The organism is Bacillus sp. LH1 (assembly GCF_057924895.1).
In genome coordinates this window covers 181,858-199,160 of record NZ_CM175007.1, presented here as the reverse complement: position 1 = coordinate 199,160, position 17,303 = coordinate 181,858, and the positions used below count along the sequence as shown (strand labels likewise).

The 17,303-nt window shown below is 36.2% G+C and carries 18 protein-coding genes and 2 riboswitches; of the genes, 6 read left to right on the top strand and 12 right to left on the bottom strand.

Going from position 1 to position 17,303, the window contains the following annotated elements; translation table 11 throughout:
• Window positions 1-9 precede the first annotated feature (9 nt).
• From ACX9TM_RS01120 to ACX9TM_RS01105, 4 genes are read right to left on the bottom strand one after another with little or no spacing between them, the layout of a single operon-like run.
• Window positions 10-783 carry an ABC transporter ATP-binding protein gene (locus ACX9TM_RS01120; protein WP_000205673.1) on the bottom strand — a complete coding sequence of 258 codons (774 nt, stop codon included), beginning with the start codon at window positions 781-783 and terminating at the stop codon, window positions 10-12.
• Complete coding sequence (locus tag ACX9TM_RS01115) at window positions 780-1,790, bottom strand: ABC transporter ATP-binding protein (RefSeq protein WP_000531265.1); 1,011 nt, start codon at window positions 1,788-1,790, stop codon at window positions 780-782. The genes ACX9TM_RS01120 and ACX9TM_RS01115 overlap by 4 nt, the downstream gene beginning before the upstream one ends.
• On the bottom strand, window positions 1,747-2,751 hold the full coding sequence (locus tag ACX9TM_RS01110; RefSeq protein ID WP_000501525.1) for an ABC transporter permease: 1,005 nt from the start codon (window positions 2,749-2,751) through the stop codon (window positions 1,747-1,749). Before ACX9TM_RS01110 ends, ACX9TM_RS01115 begins: the two co-directional genes overlap by 44 nt.
• A gap of 16 nt (window positions 2,752-2,767) precedes the next feature.
• Complete coding sequence (locus ACX9TM_RS01105) at window positions 2,768-3,685, bottom strand: ABC transporter permease (protein WP_000289312.1); 918 nt, start codon at window positions 3,683-3,685, stop codon at window positions 2,768-2,770.
• Between the two features lie 136 nt (window positions 3,686-3,821).
• A riboswitch (SAM riboswitch) is annotated at window positions 3,822-3,927 on the bottom strand.
• 167 nt (window positions 3,928-4,094) lie between these two features.
• On the opposite strand from ACX9TM_RS01105, the gene ACX9TM_RS01100 reads away from it, so the two are divergent.
• Window positions 4,095-4,310, top strand: coding sequence for a DUF3951 domain-containing protein (locus ACX9TM_RS01100; RefSeq protein WP_065382033.1), 216 nt, complete (start codon window positions 4,095-4,097; stop codon window positions 4,308-4,310).
• Between the two features lie 16 nt (window positions 4,311-4,326).
• Here ACX9TM_RS01100 and ACX9TM_RS01095 read toward each other — a convergent pair whose 3' ends face one another.
• From ACX9TM_RS01095 to ACX9TM_RS01070, 6 genes are all read right to left on the bottom strand, one after another.
• Window positions 4,327-4,830 (bottom strand): hypothetical protein, encoded by a 504-nt coding sequence (locus ACX9TM_RS01095; RefSeq protein WP_000756528.1) that lies wholly within the window; start codon window positions 4,828-4,830, stop codon window positions 4,327-4,329.
• A gap of 261 nt (window positions 4,831-5,091) precedes the next feature.
• Window positions 5,092-6,342: a multidrug effflux MFS transporter gene (locus ACX9TM_RS01090; RefSeq protein ID WP_001006738.1), complete on the bottom strand. Its 1,251-nt coding sequence runs from the start codon at window positions 6,340-6,342 to the stop codon at window positions 5,092-5,094.
• Between the two features lie 125 nt (window positions 6,343-6,467).
• On the bottom strand, window positions 6,468-8,186 hold the full coding sequence (locus ACX9TM_RS01085) for a DUF3981 domain-containing protein (protein WP_065382032.1): 1,719 nt from the start codon (window positions 8,184-8,186) through the stop codon (window positions 6,468-6,470).
• A gap of 78 nt (window positions 8,187-8,264) precedes the next feature.
• Window positions 8,265-8,798 (bottom strand): MFS transporter, encoded by a 534-nt coding sequence (locus tag ACX9TM_RS01080; protein WP_000222361.1) that lies wholly within the window; start codon window positions 8,796-8,798, stop codon window positions 8,265-8,267.
• Window positions 8,795-10,231: an FAD-binding oxidoreductase gene (locus ACX9TM_RS01075; protein ID WP_065382031.1), complete on the bottom strand. Its 1,437-nt coding sequence runs from the start codon at window positions 10,229-10,231 to the stop codon at window positions 8,795-8,797. The genes ACX9TM_RS01080 and ACX9TM_RS01075 overlap by 4 nt, the downstream gene beginning before the upstream one ends.
• A gap of 66 nt (window positions 10,232-10,297) precedes the next feature.
• Window positions 10,298-11,062: a DUF6612 family protein gene (locus ACX9TM_RS01070; protein WP_000720580.1), complete on the bottom strand. Its 765-nt coding sequence runs from the start codon at window positions 11,060-11,062 to the stop codon at window positions 10,298-10,300.
• Between the two features lie 157 nt (window positions 11,063-11,219).
• Between ACX9TM_RS01070 and ACX9TM_RS01065 the strand changes: the two genes are divergently transcribed.
• The 4 genes from ACX9TM_RS01065 (at window position 11,220) to ACX9TM_RS01050 (ending at window position 14,917) form a co-directional block, all read left to right on the top strand.
• Complete coding sequence (locus ACX9TM_RS01065; RefSeq protein ID WP_000643856.1) at window positions 11,220-12,128, top strand: NAD(P)-dependent alcohol dehydrogenase; 909 nt, start codon at window positions 11,220-11,222, stop codon at window positions 12,126-12,128.
• 79 nt (window positions 12,129-12,207) lie between these two features.
• Window positions 12,208-12,322: riboswitch (SAM riboswitch) on the top strand.
• Window positions 12,323-12,408: 86 nt separating this feature from the next.
• Complete coding sequence (locus ACX9TM_RS01060; RefSeq protein WP_000756994.1) at window positions 12,409-13,221, top strand: MetQ/NlpA family ABC transporter substrate-binding protein; 813 nt, start codon at window positions 12,409-12,411, stop codon at window positions 13,219-13,221.
• A gap of 12 nt (window positions 13,222-13,233) precedes the next feature.
• Window positions 13,234-14,274 carry a methionine ABC transporter ATP-binding protein gene (locus tag ACX9TM_RS01055; protein ID WP_000571313.1) on the top strand — a complete coding sequence of 347 codons (1,041 nt, stop codon included), beginning with the start codon at window positions 13,234-13,236 and terminating at the stop codon, window positions 14,272-14,274.
• Window positions 14,249-14,917: a methionine ABC transporter permease gene (locus ACX9TM_RS01050; RefSeq protein WP_000527148.1), complete on the top strand. Its 669-nt coding sequence runs from the start codon at window positions 14,249-14,251 to the stop codon at window positions 14,915-14,917. Before ACX9TM_RS01055 ends, ACX9TM_RS01050 begins: the two co-directional genes overlap by 26 nt.
• Before the next feature lie 39 nt (window positions 14,918-14,956).
• Here the strand turns inward: ACX9TM_RS01050 and ACX9TM_RS01045 are convergent, their stop codons facing one another.
• Entirely contained in the window at window positions 14,957-15,733 is a 777-nt protein-coding gene (locus tag ACX9TM_RS01045; protein WP_033684235.1) for an SDR family oxidoreductase, read from the bottom strand.
• A 392-nt stretch (window positions 15,734-16,125) separates the two neighbouring features.
• On the opposite strand from ACX9TM_RS01045, the gene ACX9TM_RS01040 reads away from it, so the two are divergent.
• Entirely contained in the window at window positions 16,126-16,632 is a 507-nt protein-coding gene (locus tag ACX9TM_RS01040) for a DoxX family membrane protein (protein ID WP_000236367.1), read from the top strand.
• A 72-nt stretch (window positions 16,633-16,704) separates the two neighbouring features.
• On the opposite strand, the gene ACX9TM_RS01035 is transcribed toward ACX9TM_RS01040, so the two are convergent.
• Window positions 16,705-17,271, bottom strand: coding sequence for a DUF4256 domain-containing protein (locus tag ACX9TM_RS01035; RefSeq protein WP_000147394.1), 567 nt, complete (start codon window positions 17,269-17,271; stop codon window positions 16,705-16,707).
• Between the last annotated feature and the right edge of the window lie 32 nt (window positions 17,272-17,303).

The window sequence follows — 17,303 nt, the reverse complement described above, 5'->3', positions numbered from 1 at the left end:
CATTCTCCTTTAACCTGAAATTTTTGGTGTTGATGCCAATAGTGTTTTTGTATAAGAATGTTGTGGATTACGGAATACTTCGTCCGTATTTCCAAATTCAACAAGTTCTCCTTTGTATAAGACAGCTACTTTTTCACATAAATAGTGAACCATCGGTAAATCGTGCGCGATAAATAAATATGTATAACCTTGTTCCTTTTGAATTTTTTGCAGCAAGTGCACAATTTGGATTTGAAGCGAAACATCTAATGCCGAAATTGGTTCATCAAGAATTAATACTTCCGGCTCACACAATAACGCTCTTGCAATAGCAATTCGTTGACGTTGTCCTCCGCTAAATTCGTGCGGATAGCGATCAATATATCGTCTATCTAACCCAACACGCTCTAGCGCATCACCTGCTACTTTATCTTTCAATCCTTTATCACCTAAACCAAATGAAATATAGCCTTCCGTTACGCTATCGCGTACTTTCCAGCGCGGATTTAATGCTGCTGTGGAATCTTGAAAAATAAACTGTACTTTCTGTAAGAAATCACGTTTATGAGTTGCCTTCAACTTGTGAACGACTTGACCGTTATAATCAATTTCACCAGACGTTGGGCTCTCAATCCCAGCTATGAGCTTACCAAGTGTTGTTTTTCCTGAACCACTTTCTCCAATAATGCCAAGCGTTGTTCCTTTCGGGATAGAAAGTGATATGTCTTTTAACGCTGCGATTTCTTTATTTTTACTTCCATACGTTTTCGTTACTTGCTTTACAGTAATTAAATCTGTCGTCATGAGGCATTCACCTTCTCTTTTGCTTTCGCTTTATTATGCTCCAGAACATGTTGCCAGCAATGTGAACTATGCTCCTTGGAATATGTTGTTCTCTCTGGGAAACGATGAATACATTCTTTTATCGCTACTGGACAACGATTTACAAAAGGACAACCAAAGCTATTTAACGTCTCAATGGAAGGTGTCGTCCCTTCTATTGCACGTAATACTTTTTCAGAATCATCCATATTCGGAATTGCTTGTAATAAGCTTTTTGTGTATGGATGTTTAGGGGAACCTATCACTTCCTCTATCGTTCCTTTTTCAACAACACGTCCTCCATACATCACAACTACTCGATCCGCTACTTCACGTACAAGTGCTAAATCGTGCGTAATTAGTAAAATACTCGTATTTTGCTTTTCCTTTCTTTCCTTTAATAACTCCATAATTTGCTTTTGAATTGTTACATCTAATGCTGTCGTAGGTTCATCCGCAATAACGAGTTTGGGGTGGCAGGCAAATGCGATTGCTAAACAAATACGTTGCCTCATGCCTCCGCTTAATTGATGTGGGTACTGTTCAAAGCGTTTCTCTGCTTCATGTATCCCTAAATCATTTAATAAGTTAATCGCAATTTCTTTTGCTTCTTTTTTCGATTTCTTTTCGTGTTGCAAAATCACCTCTGTAATTTGCCTTCCCACCTTCATCGTCGGATTTAAAGATGAAAGTGGGTCTTGAAAGATAAACGACATATCTTTCCCTCGAATTTGATTCCATTCTGATTCTTGTAGATTCGTTAATTCCTTTGATTCAAAAGATATATTTCCATCATCAATATGAATTGATTCTTGATTTAAGCCGATAATAGATTGTGCTGTAACACTTTTCCCTGAACCACTTTCTCCTACAAGTGCAACTATTTCACCTTCGCTAATAGAAAAGGAAACATGCTTCACAATTGCTTGGTTACTATTCTCTTTTTCAACGGCTAACGTTACGTTTTCTAAAGATAAGAGCTGTCCCATGTTTTTTCTCCTTTCGATTCCGTTTTACGATTTTTGGATCAATTGCATCTTGTAAACCATCACCAATCGCATTAAATGCGAACATAATGAGCGCAATCATGATTGCTGGGAAGAATAGCTGCCACCATTCTCCACTCAATAATGTCCCAAGTGCATCATTCGTCATCGTCCCCCAGCTTGCTGCCGGTGATTGCACTCCTAGTCCGATAAAGCTTAAAAATGATTCTGAGAAAATAGCTGCGGGAATTGTAAATGATAAATTTACGATAATAATGCCCGTTAAGTTCGGAATTAAATGCCCGTATATAATTTTCATATGGGATGTACCTAATCGCTCCGCTGCAATAACAAACTCTCTTTGTTTTAAAGATAAGACTTGCGCCCTAACGAGACGTGCCATACCAATCCATCCTGTTAATGCAAGGGCGATGATAATGGTAAAAAGACCTGGTTTCATAACAATTAATAGTAAAATAACAATTAATAAATACGGGATACCGTATAACACTTCGATTCCTCGTATAATCCACTCATCAATTAATGTCCCAAGGCGATTGCGCCCTCTCACATATCCACTAAATCCTCCGATTAGCACACCAAGTCCTATATCAAGAGCAGCTGCCACTAATCCAACTGTTAATGAAATTTTCCCGCCAGCCCAAGTACGTGCCCATATATCTCTTCCCAAATCATCTGTTCCGAACCAATGCTCACTACTAGGTGGTAAGTTTGTTGCCTCTTTTACTTGTTCACTCGCAGTAAATGGCGTTAAACTTTCACCAACAAGTGAGAAAACAATAATGAGTAATAACGTCACTGATCCTAAAACTGCGATTGGATTCGATACAAACTTACGAAACACTTCTTTCTTTCGGCTAATCTTTTGCTGATCTTTATTTATCGTTAATTCTTTCTTCTCTTCATTTGTTAATAACTGGTCATTAATTTCATAAGCTCCCATCTAAACATCCCCCTCCTTACGTAATAGAACGAATACGTGGATCAACAATACGATGAATAATATCTGTAATAAAAATACATACAATTAAAAGTGCACTATAAAAAATGGTTGTTCCCATAATCACTGGATAATCTCGATTAAAAATACTATCTACAAAATATTTTCCGAGACCAGGAATTGAAAAAATCTTTTCAATAACGAAAGTACCTGTTAAAAGTCCCGCCATTAATGGTCCAACAAATGTAAGTACCGGAACAATTGCATTTCGAAGAGCATGTCTTATAATAATCTTCTTAATCGGTATACCTTTCGCTCTCGCTAACTTAATATAATCACTCTGCAGTACTTCGATCATATTAGAGCGAACAAATCTTGTAATCACTGCGATTGGTCCTAACGCTAATGCAAAGGATGGCAATACCGTATGTTCAAATGTACCCCAAGAAGCTGCTGGTAAGAGCTCGAATTGAATAGCCAATACTTGTATAAATAGTGGTGCTAAAATAAAGCTCGGAATAGAAATACCGAGGATGGCAAGTAAACTTACACCGTAATCAATTACCTTCCCATGATAGAGAGCAGCAAATGTACCTGCAGCAATTCCGACTAGCAATGAAATAATAAGTGCTTGTAAACCAATAATTGCTGATGGACCAAAACCAGTTGTTATAATTTCTGATACACCTTGCCCGGTTGATTGAACAGATTCACCAAAATCAAAATGAACTACGCCGTCTAAATAAGCAACATATTGATTCCATAACGGTTCATCAAGGTGATACTTCGCTCTCATGTTTTGGATCACTTCTTCAGGAAAGATTTTTGCATCTGATGAAAATGGATCCCCCGGAATAATATGCATAATTAGAAATGTCACCGTCGTAATAACCCATAGCGTGAACACCATAACTGATAATTTTTTAATTACATACACCCCAATAACCCCCTAAACACATATATTTACTTAGTTTTATAAACGTACTTTTTCCATTACTCCCTTTTCTCTTTTTAGAATACAAAAAGCCTTGATCTTAAAAAATAAGATCAAGGCTTAATAAACAAAGGCCCATCACTTATCTTTCAAGACTTGCTTGCTGGAATTAGCACGGTGTTCCTATTACAGAACCCGCTGCTGAGGTGTCATAGGGCCAGTCCCTCTACCTCTCTGGATAAGTAAATTGCTATATTATTATTTGGTTCAAATTGTATATTTCGAATTATAATTCTGAAAAAATGAAAAGTCAATCAAATTGGATATATTTAGAAAAATCAGTTTTTAATACTTTTATTTATCTATATCGTATTTCGCTTATAATAAAAAAAGATATGAAAGGAGTTATAAGATGGACCCCTTACTTCTAGCTACTATAGGATTACCCTTAACAATCGTTATACTTGTCATCATCGGCTTCTACAAACTCTTCATCAAAAAGAAAAGTATCACTTCTTTTTATACCCCTTTCGATAATATTACCGGGCAAACTATTTCCGAATTTCACGAAGAACAGAAGATATTAGTATCCGAGGATGAAGATGGAGATAGCAAGAAGAAAAAATAACCTTGCATAGGCAAGGTTATTTTTTCGTTTCTGCTTGAAAACGTTTATAGTATGTCGATGCTGTTGCAAAATTAATTTCTATATCACGAATCAACGATGAATCTTCTTCTTTCGCTAACTTCTGTAATTTTTTCATTGCTTGTTCCGATTCATTCAAGAAACCGACATATACCTCATGTTCTTGCTCTTTCGACTTCGGAACACGAATTTCTTTTCGTATATGATCAATATCTTCTAACATGCTCGTTGTTACCTTTTGCACATCTTCTTTATATGTAGCAGTCGTTATTTCCTTACCGCCCTTTTCTTTTGCCACTTCAAATAACTGCAGTGCGTTATTAATTTCTTTATTCATTTTCAAATCGTATTTTTCATGTACTGCACGGTATTCTTTCATTTCTTCTGTTTGTTCTGTAGATTGCTCTACCTTTTCTTTCGGTTCTTTCGTATCCTTATTTCCATTACATCCTGCTAGAAGGATCATACTTCCCATTACAGCAATACCCAAAACCTTCTTCATCTCTTCTTCTCCTTTTATCTACAGCTACTACTCATTATAGTTTCTTTTATCTCCACTTGTTATTATACCGAGAACGCCCTACTTTTTACACTTAAGACGACATCGTAATATATATACCAACATGTTTGTCACAGTATCGTCACTTTATACAAATAACTTTTGCACTGCTTTACTACAGCACCTTACAAAACTATATGAGGTATTTCAAAGAAATGAAAAAAGAACTGATTCAAATATTCCCTTTGAATCAGTTCTTTTTTGTTAAGCCTCTAAATTTTGTCTTGCTTGCAGTTCAAACTGCTTTTCACTTCTTCTAGCCATAAATAAATAGCATAGTACCGCACCAACTTCACAAAGAGCTATTACAACACCCATCGGTAATGCTGTATTACTTCCACCAATACCTACTAGCGGTGCAACAAGTGCTCCTGAAATGAACTGTAATAAACCTAATAAAGCTGATGCTGTTCCTGCAGCTTGTTTTTGATTTCTCATCGCTAATGAGAACCCAGTTGTTGAGACAACCCCAACACTTGATACGACAAGGAATAACGAGCATAAAACACCAATTAACCCTATTCCTAGTAAGATTGTCAGTAGTAAAGATAAACCACCAACAGCTGCAATAATGATACCAGAGACAAATAATGTCTTCTCATTCACTTTCCCCGCTAAACGACCCGTAACCTGACTAGCAATAATAATACCGATACCGTTGATTGCAAAGAATAAACTAAACTGCTGTGGTGATGCTCCGTATATGTTCTGCAACACAAATGGTGAGCCCGAAATGTATGCAAACATTGCCGCTGTTACTAATCCTTGTGACAATGCATATCCCATAAACAGACGGTCCTTTAACAATTTTCCGTACGTCGCCAAAGTCCCTGACAAACCACCTGTTTCTCTTTCTTCAGGAGGTAATGTTTCACGTAATACAAAAATAGCTGAGATTAACATGAATACGCTAATTGCTCCAAGAACGATGAAAACACCGCGCCACGTTGTAAACTGTAATAATTGCCCCCCAATAATCGGTGCCAAAATAGGTGCTGCTCCGTTTACTAACATAAGCAGTGAGAAAAACTTCGTCATTTCAGAACCTGAATACATATCACGTACCATCGCACGTGATATAACAATCCCGGCTGATCCTGAAGCTCCTTGTAGGAAGCGCAATAACACTAATGTCCAAATAGATGGCGCAACAGCACAAAGTAAAGAAGAAGCAACATAAATAATAAGAGCAATAATAAGAGGTTTGCGTCTTCCGTAAATATCACTAATTGAGCCAACAAATAATTGTCCTACTGACAGCCCAAGCAAACAAGCTGTTAATGTAAGCTGCGCGAGGGATGCACCTGTTTGCAAGTCATCCGTTAACTTCGGTAATGAAGGCAAATACATATCAATAGATAATGGCCCAATCGCCGTAAGTGTTCCTAATACAAGAATCATCCATAACCTGTTTGCCTTTACAGGTTTATATATTTCGTGATTAACTTCATTCACTTTTCAATTCACCCTTTCCTATACAAACTGAATCGTAACAATTATAGTTACATCATAAACATACGTCAAGTACAGCGCATTTTCCTCTTTCATAATGTAAAAAAAGCGATAGAAATTCTATCGCTTTACTTTTTCACATTGCTATTCGTAAATTTAGATACTGAGGACATCATCTCTCCCGTATCTAAATATGTAATTTGAATTGGGTCTCCTACTTCTGTAAACATAGCATATGGGAATTTCTTCACCGGTATCATAAATACCTTTTGTTCATTCTCTAAAAGTACGTACACGATTGTATTTTCACCTGATTTTTCTTTATATACACGTTGTACAATACCTTCTTTTTGCGCTTCTTTTCCTGTTGAGGTTGGTCTAAATGTATCACCATTACCGCTCATTACGTTTTTATAATTCTCAAGCGCTTCTTTCTGCGAAGAACCTGTCGCAAATATTTTTGCATTAGCAGCATATACAACTGTATGTGCACGTACTAGGCCTCCGTCATCAACAACCGGAATAATCCAAGCTGGTTTACCGTATACGTTATAAATGACAGGCATTGTCCCATGCCATTTCTCTCTCTTAAAGGAATTATCTACTACTTCTGTAGCTGCTGAACCATCCATAATCCCCTTTACTTCTTTTCCATTATAGTAATATAGCTTGCCTGTGCGTGCATCTACTAATGAATAGCCTAGGGCTGAATCTACTCCTTCTTTTGGAGAAGTAAAGTCTGTAAAATAATACAGTGTTCCATCTTTACCAAAGATCGGGGTCACGCCTTCTTTCGTTCCCCACTCAGTCGGAATTTTCATATCTGTTTGTGAGAATTTCGTATTCCAAAATCCGTGAATATATTTACCAAAGTACGTATTTAACGTAGATGCAGTCTCATGATTTAATACACCATCAACAAATTTAGGTGCCTTTCCTTTATCATATCTTTTCACTTCACCTGTTTGTGCATCTACTAAGACAACACCTTCTACCTCAAATCCAGATCTTCCTGAAATAAATTCACCATACGTCATTGTATAATATGGTTTTCCTTTATCATCAACCTCAAATTTAGGTTTTCCTTTAAAGATTAAATTTGGTTCTGCTTGCCTTACCACACGCTCTAAATTATTACCAAAAAACATGCTTGGCACATATTTCATTTTATAACCGAGGTGCAGTTTCGCTTCCGCATCAGGATTCGTACCTGACATCGTTACATACCCTGGAATTGTCTCAGCTTTACGCGCTTTAAAAAATCCTGAAACTTCAATCGGCGCTACATATAAAGCCTCGCCGTTTACCATTTGTGGCGTTAATTCTCCTAGCTCAAAATAAGCTACTTTTGGAATATCACCAAATACTTTTTTCATCTTATTCTCCGCTGTCTTTGGCGGCACTGTAAACGGCTGGTCATTTTCAGTAAATGGCTCTGAAATATCTTTCTCTACCTTAACAACAGAATCATATTTCTTTTGCGAGATTACTATATCATGCAAATAACCAAAGTAGCCGTAACTTGCGAGTAAAATAAACATTAGAAGTCCTTTTAATGTGCCTTCTAATTTCCCTATTTGATCTTGTGAAAATAAAACAAGCCCAATTAAAATTGCTACTGCAACAGAATAATGAGTAAGAATCGAGTCTACCCGATCATCAATTAGCCAAAAGTATTCATAGATTGCAATACCTATCCAAAATAAAACAGGAATAACTAAAATAGATGATTTCTTACCCTTTACAACCTTCTTATCTCCCTTCTTATCCACTGCTCGAAGCTTACTACTACTTCTTGTCCATGGAATCAAAAACAAAGTAAGAATAGCTAAAACTACAAATTTCATCAAAGGCACTGTCCCCTTTTCTTTTGTATTCCCTTTTAGTATAACAAATAAAGGGTATTAAGGTGAAAATAGGAATAGTTATATTTTTTTACTACTTAATACAATCCCGCTCACTACATATAGAATAGATGCAATATAAAAAATTGTACCAATCGTAAAGAAATCTACTAAATATCCCGTGGCAATAACCGCTACTGCTCCGCCAATGGATGTCCACACATGGTATTTTCCAATCTCATAACCAGCCTTTTCCTGCGCAACCTTTCGTGCTAACGAAGTCTTCTCAGTATTACGCTGCACAGCACCTAAAATGCCCATTACAATTTGAAGAATATATACATGCCATACTTCCGTGGCAATCGGAAAGCAAAGCATTAAGATTGCCATGGACCAAGCGTATATGATTAATAATTTTTTATCACCTACTTGATCAGATATCTTTCCCACTAGTGGATATACAAGTGCTGATGTTAAAGCAAATAAGCCATACGCCCAGCCAAATTGCGAGAAGCTATTTCCAACGTTTCGAAGCAATAATATATAAAAAGGAAATACCATACTTCCTGCCATCATGATGATACTTTGCGAAGCCACAAATCTTCTATATGTCATTTCGTATACTCCCTATAAAATAAATTCACAAATCTCTCTTCTGAATCTACTTCCTTCTTTTTCTTGAGAAATTCTTCAATACGAGGATATGCCCTCTTTAACTGCTCTTTCGTTGGATAAGAATAGTACGGCAAATAGTAACTACCGTTATGCTTTAAAGTAACATCAATCATCTTCCGAATGACATCCTCTGTTTTCTTTATCTCACTCTCTGAGCGTCCCTGGTTAATCAAAAGAACCAGCGCAAACATATCATCTTTCGCATAGGACAAAACTGCATTTTCATTCTTTTCCACGTAACGAATCGTAATGTTGAGTAAATTAAACTCTTCTTCATTTAATACGTTACGTAAATCATCTATATACTCCGTGAAAGCATCTATAGGCACAAAGTATTCTTGTAACACTTCGGTCCTATTTGGATTTTCATATTCCATAAAAGCACTATCTGATCTCATAACATTATTACGCGTCTCATACTTTCCATCTGTACGTTCAAAATAACCTCTTTGTATATCCCAAAATGTATTCTTTCCCCAATCACTATAACGTGATAACCCAAGTAAAAATTTCGGTACCGCTATAATATTTTCTTCCTTTAATTCACTGTACTCTTCTCTCATATTTTGATTTTGTGCCAAAATATAATCTGTCACATACATCTCTTTTAAAAATGAATTTGGAGCAACAGAAATACGCGCTAAGTGCATACGAACATTTTCATCTCTTTTCACTTTCTCTTTGAAATAAGATACGTATTCTTTATAATCTATCATTCTCGTGTGCATTTCATATAATTCATCATCTGTTAACTTCAGCGTCACATCTAAAATAACTCCAAATAAACCGTAACCCCCAATGACATATGGAAATAACTCTGCATTTTCTTCTCTACTTACATTACGTACCGTGCCATCTGCCATTAACAATCTAAATGAATCTACTGTATCAATTAGTGCCTCATGACGAATATCACGCCCGTGTACATTTACACTTAATGAACCACCAACAGTAAAAATATTTTGAGACTGCATGACCTGTACCGCAAGGCCATATGGATTTATTTTCTTCTGAATATCATTCCACGTGACACCACTTTGAACTGTAATCTGCTTCTTCTCTGGATCAAATTCTAATATTTTATTATATCCTTTCATATCGAGCATCGTGCCATTTGGATAATATGTCTGTCCTCCTTGGCTATGTTGCATGCCTGCAATGGAAATTTTCTGTCCTGAAACTTTTGCATCTCGCACTAATTTTATTAACGAGTGCTCTTCCGTAGCACTTTCAACACGTTTTATTTTTGTCGGAAGCAATTTACCTACATCACTCATAATAGGATGATCAATTTGTTTTTTATACGTATGTACAGACGTTGCAAGCAAAACCGTATATGCAACAATGACCACTACTATCTTTCTTTTTTTCAAAGGACACTCTCCTTATTAGCAACAAAAAGAGATACCTGTTCTTTCAGGTACCTCTCTTGACAGTGATTACTTTGCTGCTGGCAATTGTATTGGATCAAATTTATCATACGATGTAAACTTCGCATCCGTAATAATGTGCGCTTTATCCTCACCATTGCTACTCATAACCATATCTATCTTTGCTGATTCATATTTAAAATCTTTTGTAATAATATATTCTCCATCTATTTCTTCTATCTTTGCATTTTGGCCTTGTAGCATTTGTTTCTGCTTTTCATCCATACTAGCTAACATACTCTCTGTCTCTTGCCCTTTTAATGCAAACTTCAGCTTATAATTATCTCCACTTTTCTCCATCTTCACTTTATTTAAAATTTCCGATGGAATCTCTAAATTATCTACCATTCCTTGAGTCGCATTCATTCCGTTAGCATTTAATTGTTCCTCTGGTACAGACATAACTTCACCCGTATTAGGATTTTTCAACTGACCAGCAATTTTGCCACCCACATCATAAACAACAACCTCTGTACCAGAAACATTCATTTCAGAACGAGAATTTTTTTTCTTCGGCTCTAATTGCATTTTGGCCTTTATTACATTCATCTCTGTTCCTTCAGCCTTTATTCCCACATCATATGTCATCGTTACATTTTCTTCGTTTTTAAAAGCTTCATTCGCTTTATTAAAAACATCCTTCGCTGTTAATTCCTTTTCTTTCTGCACAGCTTCTTTTTTCGGTTCATCAGTCTTTTTTGCTTTCTCATTACTACACCCTACTCCTAGACCGACTGCAAGTACTAAACTTGAAATTAAAATAATTTTTTTCATAACGTCCCCTCCTTCCCAAAAATAATATCATCTCTTTTCCTATGAAATCTATATAATTCGTAATATTCTTCTTTAAATTTATTTCCTATATAGCAACATGTTTGAGAAAAAGTTTAAATATGATGTAAATAATAACAACTCATTTCAGGAGGTCATTATGAAAGCTATTATTTGCACAAAGTATGGACCACCTAATGTTCTCCAACTTCAAAATATAGAAAAGCCTAAACCTAAAAAAAATGAAGTATTAGTTAAAATTCACGCAACAAGTGTATCGACTGGAGATTGTAGAATACGTGGCTTTAATAGCCCCCTCTTATTTTGGATTCCTATGCGGATCATATTAGGTTTCAGAAAACCGAGAAAACCTATACTTGGCGTAGAGTTATCCGGTGAAATCGAAGACATTGGAACAGATGTAACACAATTTAAAAAAGGAGATCAAGTTTTTGCATTAACAGAACTAAACCTTGGTGGTTATGCCGAATACACATGCGTGCATGAAAGTGGATTAATAGCATTAAAACCTACCAATGTGACATATGAAGAAGCTGCCGTTATTCCTTTTGGCGGAACTTCAGCATTGCACTTCCTTAGAAAAGGACAGATAAAAAAAGGGCAACGAGTACTTATATACGGCGCCTCTGGGTCAGTAGGGACAGCTGCCGTACAACTTGCGAAATACTTCGGGGCGACTGTCACAGCCATTTGTAGTAGTTCGAATTTCGATTTAGTAACAGCTTTAGGGGCAGACAACGTAATTGATTATATGAAAGAAGATTTTACTAAGCGGGGCGAGCACTATGATATTATATTTGATGCAGTTGGAAAATATAATAAGTCTCTTTGTACAGATGCATTAATGCCTAATGGAAAATATGTATCTGTGAACGGAATGATGGCAAAAGTCAGTAAAGAAGATATGAACCTACTAAAACAACTAGCTGAAACAGAAAAGCTAAAGCCTGTTATTGATAGAACTTACCGATTAGAAGAAATTGCTGAAGCTCATATATATGTAGAAAAAGGACATAAAAAGGGGAACGTTTCGATTACCTTAAAATAAAATATATTCTGAAAATATCATTGACAATTCTTTTTGTACGATTTACTATTAGTACCATATTCAAAACTACATACACATACTCTTATCAAGAGTGGCGGAGGGACTGGCCCGATGATGCCCGGCAACCGAGCTTATGACGTATAAGCTAAGGTGCTAATTCCTGCAAAACGAGTTTTCGTTTTGGAAGATAAGAGAGGAATCTATTTCGTCTATTCGGCACCTCTCTTATTTTTTGGGAGGTGCTTTTTATTTTGGAACGTATATGAAGGGGGATTTATAGATGAAAAAGGTATTATTAAGCATTGTAAGCGGAGCAGTATTATTATTAGGCGCATGTAGTGTGAGTTCAGATAAAGAGGTAAAAGAATTAGACGAGAAAAAGATTACTGTCGGTGTAACAGGTGGACCACATGAACAAATTTTTGAAAAGGTAAAAGAAGTTGCAGCAAAAGATGGCCTCGAAATTGATATAAAAGTATTTAATGATTATGTAGCGCCAAACGTATCATTAGATGAAAAAAGCCTTGATGTAAATAGCTACCAAACGAAATCGTATTTAGATGTATTTAAAGCTGAACGCAATATGAAATTAGCTGAAGTATTTTCAACAGTAACATTCCCTATGGGTGTATATTCTAAAGATATAAAAGATGTAAAAGACTTAAAAGAGGGCGATGCAATTGCTGTACCAAATGACCCAACGAATGAACTTCGAGCTTTAAAATTATTTGAAAAAGCAGGGGTTTTAAAAGTTGATCCAAAGGCTACAGAAAAAGCGACTGCAAAAGATGTAATTGAAAATCCAAAAAAATTAAAGATTGTCGAATTAGAGGCATCTCAATTACCAACGCAACTAAGTGAAGTGAAAGCAGCTGCAATTAACACAAACTTTGCATTAGGTGCAAAATTAAGTCCAGCGAAAGATTCTATTTTCCGCGAAGGAAAAGATTCACCCTATGTGAACTGGGTTGTTGTTCGTACTGAAAATAAAGATGATGCCGTTGTAAATAAATTAAAGAAAGCTTATCAATCTAAAGAAGTAAAAGAGTTTATCGAGAAAAAATTTGATGGTTCAGTTTTACCATCTTGGTAGGAGCTGACGATAATGATTGAATTAAAAAACATATCCAAAGTATTTACAACAAAAAAAGGGAATGTTGAGGCTCTTAAGTCTACTTCCCTTAAAGTAGAAAAAGGCGAGGTATTTGGAATCATTGGGTATAGTGGCGCTGGTAAAAGTACATTGATTCGATGTGTAAATTTATTAGAAAAACCAACGACAGGAAATATCATTGTAAACGAACAAGACTTAACAACGTTATCGACAAAAGAACTAGCAAAAGCGAGACAAAAAATCGGAATGATCTTTCAAGGATTCAATTTACTTAAAACTGTTACCGTTTATGAAAATATCGCATTACCGTTACGGCTTGCTGGCATTCCAAAAGCAGAAATTGAAAAAAGAGTAGAAAAGTATTTACGCATTGTCGATCTTTTTAATAGAAAAGATGCGTATCCAAGCGAACTTTCTGGTGGTCAAAAACAGCGTGTCGCAATTGCTCGTGCGCTATCACATGAACCTGAAGTGTTATTAAGTGATGAAGCAACGAGCGCATTAGATCCAGAAACAACCGATTCTATCCTTGATTTGCTATTAAAGATTAACGAAGAAATCGGAATTACGATTTTACTCATTACACATGAAATGAATGTCATCCAGCGTATATGTGACCGCGTTGCTGTTATGGAACATGGATCTGTAGTCGAAAGTGGGACTGTAAAAGATATTTTCACAAACCCACAACATGTAACAACGAAGAAATTTGTAAATAGCGCATTTGCAGCGAAAATTCCAGAAAAGGTACAGAAAGAACTACAAAGTACTGGAGAAATTGTAACACTTTCATTTATTGGCACTACTTCAGGGGAACCTGCCTTAGCCGTTGCCACAAAACGGTTCCAAGTATATCCGAATATTTTATCCGGTAATATTACGCAGTTAAAACATGAAGCATATGGGAAACTAGTCGTTCATATGCAAGGGGAACAAAATGAAATCCACCGTGCTTTATCATTTTTACAAGAGCAAGGAATCATCGTAGAAGGAGGTAGAACAGATTATGGGAAACAAGTCCTTTTTGGATGAATGGGGTAAAGTCATATGGGAAGCCACAATCCAAACCTTTCAAATGACATCTATTTCATTACTCATCTCGATCCTTATTGCACTGCCACTTGGTGTTACACTTGTTTTAACGAGACCTGGTGGACAGCATGAAAATAAAATCATCTATCCTATTCTTAATACGGTTATTAATGTTATTCGCTCTCTTCCATTTATCATTCTATTATTCTTCATTTTACCTTTTACAAAGTTTCTAATGGGAACATCCATTGGCGTACAAGGTGTTATCGTACCGCTTGTCGTCTTCACAGCCCCTTATATCGCACGTTTAATGGAGACAGCTTTACTAGAAGTCGATCGCGGTGTCATTGAAGCCTACCAAGCGATGGGAGTCTCTACTATAAAAATCATTTGGCACGTCCTGGTTAAAGAAGCTCGTCCCTCCCTTGTACTTGGATTAACAATCGCAACGATTGGCTTAATCGGCGCAACAGCAATGGCTGGTCTTGTAGGCGCTGGTGGGCTAGGGGACTTAGCATATCGCTTCGGACATTTACGCTATGAACCTGAAGTAATGTATGCAACTGTCTTTATTTTAATTATCCTCGTTCAAGGATTACAGTCTTTAGGGAATGGTGTTGCACGAAGATTGAAGAAAGATTAAAAAAAGAAGGTATCTCACCAAGGTGAGATACCTTCTTTTTTATCTTTTAAATCCACCTTCTGAATGAATAACTTGCCCAGTAATCCACTCAGCTTCTTCACTTACTAGAAATTTAATGAGTCTAGCTGCATCCTTTGGCTCACCAATTCTGCCAAAAGGAAACATCGGCTTTAACCCTTGTTTTATCTCTTCAGTCATCCATCCTGTATCAGTTGGTCCTGGATTAATTGCATTCACTGTTATTCCTAAATGAGCTACCTCTGCTGACAACGTACTAGTAAGAGCATCAATAGCTCCCTTCGTTGTTGCATACGCTAGTTCTCCTACCATAGGACCTTGAAATTGCCCCGAAGTCATATTCACAATTCTACCACCAGATTTTTTATCAAATCCTCGGGCAAATTGACTACTGAGCAATGTAGTCGCACGAATATTCACCATATAATGCTTATCTAATTCTTCAGCAGTCAACGTAGAGAAATCATTATTCGTAGAATATGCTGCATTATTAATTAATATATGAGGGTACCCTAATTGTTCAGTAACTTTATTTATAAGCTCTTTCGGTGCATCATTCTGAGTTAAATCTAACTCCATGCTTGATACTCTAACACCGTTTTGTAATAGCTCTTCTTCTAATTGTATTTGTTCATTTTTCTCAACGCCCCATGGCATCTCTTTATCATAATCCGTCCAATACGTAAAAAATATATCGTATCCTGATTCAGCCAATTCTTTGCAAATTGCTGCGCCTATACCGTCTAGACGACTTACCCCTGTAATAACTGCTACTTTATTTTTTAATTGGTTCATCATATACTCCTCCAAGTTTAAAGGACGCATATTTTATATAAGAGATATAAACTTTCCCACAAAAAAGACAGATACATAAAATAGGCACCTATCCTTATAAAAGGGATGTACAAGCCAAATATGCATTCCTTGAATGATTTACAGATAACTAAATAAACCCTCGCTTATGAGAGAAAAATTCATCTATCTAGTTTCTAATCATTACAAGTTCATCCACATATTGAGTCTTTGCCTCCTTTTGATATATCTCTATTATTAGTCTATCAAAAAAGATGAAATGTTACAAAAAATAAAACAATTACTCAAAACATATATTCGTTCACATTTCCTCTATTGTGAATTTATTCACAATATATATATAATAAACATGTAAATACAATATTGGAGGGATTTCAATGGTTATCAATTTTTTAAGAACTGATAAACGTGCTACTTTCATATTATTACTTTTACGGCTTTACATAGGGTATACATGGCTCGCTGCTGGGATAGGCAAAGTCTTCGGACAATCTTTTGACGCAAGTGGCTTTCTAAAGGGTGCTATTGCTCAAGCATCAGGTGACCACCCTGCAGTACAAAGTTGGTGGGCAGATTTTCTTCAACATTTTGTCCTTCCAAACGCAGACCTATTTAGCTTTTTAGTTCAATGGGGAGAAATTTTAGTAGGTCTAGGTTTAATTTTAGGCGGATTAACAAAAACAGCTGCATTTTTCGGAATCATAATGAATCTTTCATTTTTATTAAGTGGAACCGTTAGTGTAAACCCAAACCTGCTTATTTTGACTATGTTCATTTTAGTTGCAGGGCAGAACGCTGGACGTATTGGATTAGATGGCTATGTTTTCCCTAAACTTTTCCGTAAAAACAACCACGGAACATATAAATTAAGTAAAACTGCATAGTAACAGTTTACTTTTAAAATATAAATAAGAAAAAGAGCCTGAATATAGGCTCTTTTTCTTATTTCTCCTAATTTAAACTTTTAACGAGCCACGAAAACCTCTGGCAGCATAGTAAGAGTCTGCTCCATTATGGTACACGAAAACATGTCCAAAGCGATAATCGCAAAATAAAGCACCACCGAGTTCTCGAATATCTGAAGGTGTTTGTACCCAACTTGATGATTTCATGTCAAAATCGCCAAGTTGTTGCAATTCCCGATACTGTTCTTCCGTTAATAATTCAATGCCCATAGCATTGGCAACATCAATAACGTTATTTTCTGGTTTATGTTTTTTTCTTGATTCTAACGCTTCAAGATCATAACAAAGACTTCTGCGGCCTTTAGGACTCTCCTTTGAACAATCATAGAAAGTATATTCGTCCTTTTCTTCATCATAACCAACAACATCCGGTTCACCACCAGTTACTTCCATTTCGTTAAGTGACCACATTTTTTCATTATTAGTAGTCAGCTTCGCTTCAACTTTAGCCCATTCAAGACCTTCATGGCGGTTCATGTTTTTCTCAAAACGAGCTTGCAATACTTTCAATAACTCTTCACGTTTTTCTACTAGTAAGTCATTTTTATTTCCTGTCATATTAGTCCTCCCTGATTTATGTACTGATAGTA